The organism is Candidatus Effluviviaceae Genus V sp., assembly GCA_014728125.1.
Classification (GTDB): Bacteria; Joyebacterota; Joyebacteria; order Joyebacterales; family Joyebacteraceae; genus WJMD01.
The window spans coordinates 1-7,192 of the sequence record WJMD01000082.1 but is presented as its reverse complement, the minus strand read 5'-3'; the positions used below and the strand labels follow the sequence as shown (position 1 = coordinate 7,192).

The following is a 7,192-nucleotide window of genomic DNA, read 5'->3' as shown; positions in this document are numbered from 1 at the left end:
CCCGGAGGCGCTTGTCGCACAGGCGAGCTCGCTGGGCCTCGACGCGATCGCCATCACCGACCACGACACGGTCGGCGGCGTGGCGGCGGGTCTCGCGGCGGGGGAGAAGGCCGGGCTCGAGGTCGTGCCCGGCGTCGAGATCGGCATCGCGCACGATCCCGAGCGGCATCTCGTCGAGATCGACATCCTCGGCTACTACATCGACCCCGAGCATCCCGAGCTCGTCGAGGCGCTCGACCTGCTGCAGAAGGCGAAGAACGGGAAGCTCGCGAAGCAGCTCAAGGTGCTCGCGGAGAACGACCTTCCCATCCCCGAGGAGGAGGTGCTCGCCGAGGCTGCGGGTGACACCGTCCGGCGGCCGCACATCTGGAAGATCCTCAGGAAACACCACCCCGACTTCCGGGCCGATGTGTTCTTCGACAAGACCTCGTTCGGCGGGGAGTGGCACGTGACGAAGGACTTCTCGCTGACCTTGGAGGCGACCGTCGAGCTCATCGAGCGCGCCGGCGGGGTCTCGTCCATGGCGCACCCGGGCGCGTACAACGCCGTCTTCCCGAAGACGGGCGAACTTGTCGACCCGTCGGTCGACGAGGCCGTGGCCGTCTGTGCCGAGGCCGGCGTCCGGGGCCTCGAGGTCTACTACACCTACGACAAGAACCGTCCCTACTACGACCGCGAACCGCTCATCTCGAAAGCAGAGCTCGCCGAGCTCATCGAGCACTACCGCGGTCTCTGTGAGCGCCACGGCCTCGTGCCGACCGGCGGGACCGACTTCCACGGCACCTCGAAGCCCCAGATCGCCATCGGCGAGATCGATGTGCCCGGCGACGTGCTCGACGGCCTGCGGGCCGCGCGAAGGGTGTCCCGCTAGCCCTCCGGCGACCGGTCCTCTCTCCACGACACACGCGAACACCCGCCCATGAGCCCTTGCGGGGCATCTGTCTTTCTGATACTATTCGCACACGAATGAATAGGGGTCGCGTATCTCCGATCGCTGTGAGCCCGGAGAGCGGCGGTTCCGCTGTTGGGAGAGGAGGCACCATGAGGGCTGTCATTGCTCTGCTCGCCGTTCTGTCGCTCGTGTTCCTGGCCGGCTGTGAGGACAAGACGACCGGCCCCGGAGAGGCCGGTGGATACCCCGACATTGACGGCCTCATCGCGTTCTACGGCTTCGACGGGAACATGCAGGACGAGACGCCGGGCGGCAACGATGCAACGTCGGGAACGGTCGGACTCCCCTTCGTCAAGGACCACAACGGGAACGAGGCCCGCGCGATCTACGTCGACGGGACCTCCGATTCTCTCTGGATCCCGGACCATCCGGACCTGAGGGTCACCGGGAGCATCACGCTGGCCGCATGGATCGAACCTGATGGGACGGCGCTGGCCTACAACGCCGTCATCGACAAGAACTACGACGACGCGTACTCGCTCGGCCTCCACGGCGTCGCGCCGGGCGACACGCTGACCGACATCCGGGCCTTCATCGGCGACGTGATGTTCGAGTTCGACGACGTCGTGCCGGTCGGCGTGGACGAGTGGACCCACATAGCGTTCACGTTCGTGGATTCGTCCGACGTCGGGAGGTTCTACGTGAACGGTGACTTCGTCGGGAGCATCGTTGCGGCGACGACGCTCGGGACCTCGGCGGCCGACGTGCGTCTCGGGAGCTCCCTGTACGGTGATGCGTACGCCGGTGCGATCGACCAGGTCGCAATCTTCGACCGGGCTCTCGACGAGACCGAGGTCGGGCTGCTCTACGGGTTCGACTGATGAGAACGGTGATGCCGCCTCGGGCGTGACCCCGGGGGGGCGCGGACGAGACCGGAACCGGCACAGGCTTCTACGAGCCGGCGTTCTCCACGATGGAGGCGCCGGCTTTCCGCATCTCCCTGAGCGCCTTCTCGCCGTCGCCCGGTTCTGCGTTGACGGCCCGCGTCGCGCTCCGGATGAGCCGCACGTCGAACCCCTCGCGCAGCGCGTCGAGCACCGTCTCCTTGACGCAGTAGTCGAGCGCGAGGCCGCCGACCCAGAGCGTCTCGATGCCTTGCTCCCTGAGCTTCCGAGCGAGTCCCGTGCCCTGGAAGGCCGAATAGGCCTCCTCGTCCGGGTCGTCGCCCTTGGACACGACAACGGCGTTCTCGGGCAGCCGGAGGTCAGGGTGGAACGCCGCACCCTCGGTGTCCTGCACGCAGTGCGGCTTCCACGGGCCGCCCTGCTGCTCGAAGCTCGTGTGGTTCGGGGGATGCCAGTCTCTCGAAGCCGCGATGAAGACGCCCTCCCTCTGCGCCTTCTCGATCCACCGGTTCAGGACCGGCACGACCTCGTCGCCGTCAGGCACGGGCACCGTCCCGTCGGGCATGAAGCAGTTCTGCGTGTCGACGATGAGGAGCGCATCCTTCTCGGAGAACTGTGGCATGTTCCCTCCTCACGTAATGAACAGGGCCCACGGAACACCGTAGGCCCTGTTCCGGCTCGAGGCAAGGGCCGACCCGGGCACGCTCCGTCCCGGTCGGTTCCGGGATGCTACTCCAGGATGTGGTCGAACGTGAACGTGTAGTGCCGGGCCAGGTCGCGGACGACGTCGCTCCGCCCGCTCGCGCCGTGGCCCGCCTCGACGTCCTCGAAGTAGAGCACGTCCTTTCCGAGACGCTTCAGAAGATACGCGAACCGCCGGGGCCCCGATGGCGCGACGCGCGGGTCGTTGAACCCGGCCGTCACGAGCATCGGACGTTCGATGCGGTCGGCGTAGTAGATGGGGGAGAGCTGCTTCGCCAGCTCGCTTCCGACCGGCGCCATCTCGCGCTCCCACCCCTCGCGGAACGTCTGGTCGCCCTTCTCCGTGCTCCAGTCGACGTCGGCGACGCCGACCTCGCTGACGGCGCACGCGAACTTCGTCGGGGCGTGGACGGCGAGGTAGTTGACCGTGTAGCCGCCGTAGGAGGCGCCCCAGATGGCCGTCCGCTCCGGCGATGTCCAGCCTTCGTCGAAGAGATAGTCGAGCGCGGCCTCGGCATCCTCGAGCGCCTGGAAGCGTCCCTCGAGGTTGTCGGCACGTTCCCACGCGGGGCCGTAGCCGGTGGAGCCCCGCACGTTCGGGTAGAGGAACCCGATGCCCTTCGCCAGCGCGAAGGCCTTGTTCCGTTGGAAGTAGGGGCGGCTCTGGCCCGGAGGCCCGCCGTGGTAGTCGACGATTAACGGCGTCTCGCCGTCGCGCTCGGTGTTCTCCGGCAGATAGAGGAACGCTGGGATCATCGTGCCGTCGGTGCTCGGATACTCGATGCTCCGGACGTCGATGCCCTCGAAGTCGAAGCCGAACGTGGAGACCTTTCCGATCTGCTGGAGCTCGTCCGAACCGGCCGCGACGTAGTACGCGGTCGGCGGCGTCGACGGCGAGTTGAAGTCGAAGACCATGTCGCCGTGGTCGTTCAGCGCGACCGTCGAGATGATGCCGACGCCGGGTGACGGCGGCGTGGTAACGGTGCCGTCCAGGTCGACGACCGAGATCTCCGAGTACCCGTCGCGGTTCAGGATGAGCGCGACGCGGCCCAGCGGCTTGTTAAGCTCCATGTCGTCCACCTCGGCTCCGGGGTCGTGGATGAGCTCGACGTCGCCCGATTCCGGGTCGATGGTCAAGAGCTTAAGGAACTCCTGCTCGTCGGAGAGAAGGTCGCAGAGGGTGAGCACGCGGCCGTCCTCAAGATAGTCGCCGGTCCAGAACAGGCCGACGTCCGTGAGGTCGCTCGCCTCGCCGCTCTCGAGATCGACCTCGATGAGCTGCGACTCGGAGAACGAGATGAAGCGGATGCCGAGGAGCTTGCCGTCTGTGTGGTCCAGCAGATAGAAGGCGCCGGGCTCCGTGTACAGCGTCTCGACCGCAGCGGTCTCGAGGTCGTAGCGCGCGAACCAGATCTGCTCGGTGTTGTCGATGGTGAAGTAGAACGACGTATCGTCGATGATGTGGGGTGTGCCGTAGGAGATCGAGCGGTCGACCAGAAGCGGCTCGAACGACCCGTCCCGCCCGAAGCGCCAGATATCCCAGTCCTCGTCGCCGTGCTTCATGACGGTCATGTAGAGGTAGTCGCCGCCCGGGTCGAGCCGGTGGTAGCCGGTCTGGAGCCCCTGTTCGGTCCAGCCGTTCGGCGTGATCTGCATGGGCCAGCCCATCGGCTCGTCCATGTGGAAGAAGGCCGATTCGTCGCCCGTCAGCCGCATCGAGAAGTAGATGCGCCCTGTGTTGTCGATGTCGGGGGCGCCGAGATAGTCGATGCCGAGGATCTCGGAGAGGTCATCGACGGTCGGCTGCCAGTGCTGCGAGGAGGTGATGCGCTCCTCGGTCCCTCTGGTCTCCTCGCCGATGAAGGCGAGGATCTTCGTCGTGTCGGAGACGACCCACGGATCGACCTCCTCGAGGATGCCGCGGATCTCGTCCTCCGCGGTCGGCGGGGGAGGCGGGTCGGCGGCCACTGCCGACGCGGCGAGGATGAACGTCAGGATCAACGCCGCGAACACCGCGGAGAGTGCTGCGCGCCCTGTTGCCTGCTTCAATGCCGGATGCATGAACGGGCTCCTTTCGTGCGGGTGCTTCGGTTGCCGATCGGACAAGCGTATCACATGTGACCCGGTCACGGGTATTCCGGTTCGGCACGCCCCCAGACCTCGCAGGGTGCGGACACCGCCGGATCTCGCAGGGAGCGGACGCCCCCTCACGCGAGGGCGCCCAGTTTTCGCTCGACACAGAATCGCCCTTTCTGATATGTTGCCCGCGAAATCAAGGCCAGACCGAGCTTTGGACGGAAAGCTGTGTTCGACACGAGGAGGTTCGGTGCCTTCCCTGCGAGGCTTGTCCGTCACTTCAGCACTCGTACTTCTTGCCGTCGCTTTCGTCCCACTCGCCCTTCCTCTGCATGCCACGCCTTCCCGGACGCGCGGATCCCTCCCGCGGAGCGTGCCGGAGACCATCTGGTTCCAGGGCTATCTGGCGGACTCGACCACCGGGGACCCCCTCACAGCGGCGCTCGACATGTCGGCGACGCTCTATGCTCAGGAGGAGGGAGGAACGGCCCTCTGGGGGCCCGAGTCGCATCCATCCGTCCCCGTCGAGGCCGGGTGGTTCCGACTCGAGCTTGGGACAGCGGACTCTCTCATCACGTTCGACAGCGCGCCCTACTACCTTGAACTGACGGTCGACGGCGAGACGATCGAGCCGAGACTCAGACTCGGAAGCGTTCCCGCCTCTCTCAACGCCGCTCAAGGACCGTGGTCGGTCGCCGGGACCGATGTTCATCGTTCGAGCGGTGCCGTCGGGGTCGGAACGGCCTCGCCGGAGGTGCCGCTCCATGTCGCCTCGCCCTCGGGCGGCGAGGTCCTTCGAGTTGAAAGCGGCGACTACTCCTCCCGCGTGGCGCGGATCACGTCCACGGGCTGGTTCGATATCTACGACGACCTGCTGCAGCTCGAGGCCCCGAAGATCAACCCTTTCGATTTCCAGTTCCTCGAGTGCACAGCGCTCGAGTACCTCGCGAACGACGTTGTCTTCCGCGTTCATGAGAATGGCGACGTGACGGCCGACGGTGTGATCACCGGGGGCGGCGCAGACCTCGCCGAGATGATCCGGGCCTCCGAGGGCGCGCGGTCGCTCGAGCCCGGGGACGTTGTCGTGGTCGACCGGAGCGGGACCCGCTCGGTCGTGCGCTCGACCGAGCCGAGGTCTTCTGCGGTCCTCGGCGTTGTCAGCGAGAAGCCCGGTTTCCTCGGGTCGGAGCGGGAGTGGGACATTCCGCGTGACGGTTTCGAGGAACCGGAGGAGCTCCGTATACGGGATATGGCGGAGCGGTTCAACGAGGTGCCCGTCGCCGTTGTCGGGATCGTCCGGTGCAGGGTCTCGGCCGAGAACGGTGCCATCGAGCCCGGGGACCTGCTTGTTACTGCCGCCACACCGGGTCACGCCATGCGCGGCGAGCGTCCAGCACCGGGCACGATCCTGGGGAAGGCGCTAGGCTCGCTTCGAACTGGCACAGGCAGCATCGATGTTCTGGTGACACTCCAGTAGCGGTCCGTGAGAGGCCGCAATCGCTCGCGGTGGGACCCCTCCAGGCTGGGGTCCCGAAGGGAGGAAAGCATGAAGCAGTTGTTGCTCCTGGCAACAGCGGCTCTTCTCATCGCGGGAGCTGCGGCTCCCACGATGGCGGATGTGGAGATCGACAGCGAGAGCTTCATCCTGCGGACCTGGGCGCTCGAGTCCGGGGGGCCCGTGGGGGAGTCTCCGACGTGCCAGTCGACCAGCTTTCGTCTCCGTCCCCGTATCGCGCCGCCGTTCGTTGGTCAGGGCGAGAGCTCCTCGTTCCTGTTGTGGGGCGGAGGAGCGTACACGCCCGTCGAAGCATCGTTCATCGCGACTGCGATGGCGGAGGACGAGGTGGTGCTCCGCTGGACCGTCGCCGAGCTTGCGACGGTATCCGGGTTCCACATAGAGCGTGCCCTGGCGGAGGAGGGGCCCTTCGAGCGCCTGACCTCTGAGCCGCTCGAGCCCGTATCCCCGGGGGCCTACGAGGACACGGACGTCTGGCCGGGGACGGCGTTCTTCTACCGCCTCGTCGTGCTCGAGCTCGATGGAAGCGAGTCGGTCGTTCCCGAGGAGCCCATTCGCGTCGAGACCGGCGGCGTGTTCGAGACGAAGCTCCACGCGGCGCGTCCGAACCCGTTCCGCGGTTCGACCTGGCTGGTGATGGATCTGTCGCAGGACGTCGATGCCGCCAGGGTGCGTATCTACGACGTCTCGGGTCGCCTGGTGAAGGCGCTGGTCGACGGTCCGATGCCCGCGGGACGACATGAGCTCGCGTGGGACGGAAGGAGCGCGTCGGGCGAGCGGGCAGCGTCGGGCGTCTACTTCTGCCGCTTCGAGGCGGGGGACGTCCGGGAGACCAGCTCGATGGTCCTGCTGCGCTAGAGTGTGAATCCGGCGCGGGGTCCTGCCGACGCCGAATGCAGATGTGCGACACATGAATGGACACGCCTTTCTGGAGGAAACATGAGACATGCCAGTTCGATTCTTGCAGTAGTCGCTGTACTGGCGATCGTCGCCGTCACGGCGGCGGGGCCGTTCTTCGACACGGTCAGATCCTCGGCCCCGGCCCCCAGGTCGAGCGGGGAGCGGGAGATCGCGGAGACCATCTGGTTCCAGGGATACCTG

The 7,192-nt window shown here is 66.6% G+C and carries 7 protein-coding genes; 5 read left to right on the top strand and 2 right to left on the bottom strand.

Annotated elements, in window-relative coordinates; genetic code table 11:
* Both GF405_04620 and GF405_04615 read left to right on the top strand, forming a co-directional pair.
* Positions 1-871 (top strand): PHP domain-containing protein (locus GF405_04620; protein ID MBD3367442.1); only part of this gene is annotated, 871 nt, incomplete at its 5' end.
* Positions 872-966: 95 nt separating this feature from the next.
* Positions 967-1,773, top strand: a complete 807-nt coding sequence (locus tag GF405_04615; protein ID MBD3367441.1) for a hypothetical protein — start codon at positions 967-969, stop codon at positions 1,771-1,773.
* Positions 1,774-1,843: 70 nt separating this feature from the next.
* On the opposite strand, the gene GF405_04610 is transcribed toward GF405_04615, so the two are convergent.
* Together GF405_04610 and GF405_04605 are read right to left on the bottom strand one after the other, a co-directional pair.
* Positions 1,844-2,419 carry an isochorismatase family protein gene (locus GF405_04610; protein MBD3367440.1) on the bottom strand — a complete coding sequence of 192 codons (576 nt, stop codon included), beginning with the start codon at positions 2,417-2,419 and terminating at the stop codon, positions 1,844-1,846.
* 107 nt (positions 2,420-2,526) lie between these two features.
* Positions 2,527-4,962 carry a prolyl oligopeptidase family serine peptidase gene (locus GF405_04605; protein ID MBD3367439.1) on the bottom strand — a complete coding sequence of 812 codons (2,436 nt, stop codon included), beginning with the start codon at positions 4,960-4,962 and terminating at the stop codon, positions 2,527-2,529.
* On the opposite strand from GF405_04605, the gene GF405_04600 reads away from it, so the two are divergent.
* From GF405_04600 to GF405_04590, 3 genes are all read left to right on the top strand, one after another.
* Positions 4,949-6,052 carry a hypothetical protein gene (locus tag GF405_04600; GenBank protein ID MBD3367438.1) on the top strand — a complete coding sequence of 368 codons (1,104 nt, stop codon included), beginning with the start codon at positions 4,949-4,951 and terminating at the stop codon, positions 6,050-6,052. The genes GF405_04605 and GF405_04600 overlap by 14 nt on opposite strands.
* Positions 6,053-6,121: 69 nt before the next feature.
* Entirely contained in the window at positions 6,122-6,949 is an 828-nt protein-coding gene (locus GF405_04595; GenBank protein MBD3367437.1) for a hypothetical protein, read from the top strand.
* Between the two features lie 81 nt (positions 6,950-7,030).
* On the top strand, positions 7,031-7,192 hold a 162-nt coding region (locus tag GF405_04590), incomplete at its 3' end, for a hypothetical protein (protein MBD3367436.1).